This window comes from Pseudomonas sp. CM27 (genome assembly GCF_013179515.1).
Taxonomy (GTDB): domain Bacteria; phylum Pseudomonadota; class Gammaproteobacteria; order Pseudomonadales; family Pseudomonadaceae; genus Aquipseudomonas.
Window position 1 is genome coordinate 1 of record NZ_JABMCN010000510.1, and the last position, 531, is coordinate 531.

Genomic DNA, 531 nt, shown 5'->3' on the forward strand with positions numbered 1-531 from the left:
CCGTGACCCTGAGCAACAACGCGGTTGTGACCATCAAGGCTGGTCAGACTTCGAGCGAGCCGTACGCTCACGAAGCCCAGGGTGACGACGTTTACCAGGATGCCGGCGAAATCAGCCTGGGCATCAAGTCGGCTGTCGATGCCACCGGTGCACCGTTCGAGAACCTGGAGCTGGGCAACCCTGCTTCGGTAAAAGTTACCGACACCATCGACGAAGTTGTCGCCAAGTTGACCGCTACCGCCTCGGTGACCGAAGGCGGTGAGATCACTTACACCGTGACGCTGACCAACAAAGATGGTCTGCCGATCAACAACCACTCGGAGCTGTTCTTCAAGCTGACTGATGGCACCACGGTTGTCGTGCCGGCCAACAGCACTACCGGCTCAATCACCGTTACTGCTCCAGACAACGTCTACGTTGGCGCTAACGAGCCGGTGGTCAATGCCATCGAAGCGGTCAGCGGCGCGGATGCCTGGAAGTTCGAGAACCTGACCCTGGACAAGACCGAGGTCAGCACCACCGTTACCGACG

1 protein-coding gene is annotated in these 531 nt (G+C 59.1%); it reads left to right on the plus strand.

The features are described from left to right. A partial coding sequence (locus HP547_RS29285; RefSeq protein WP_172289005.1) for an immunoglobulin-like domain-containing protein occupies window positions 1–531 on the plus strand: 531 nt, incomplete at both ends.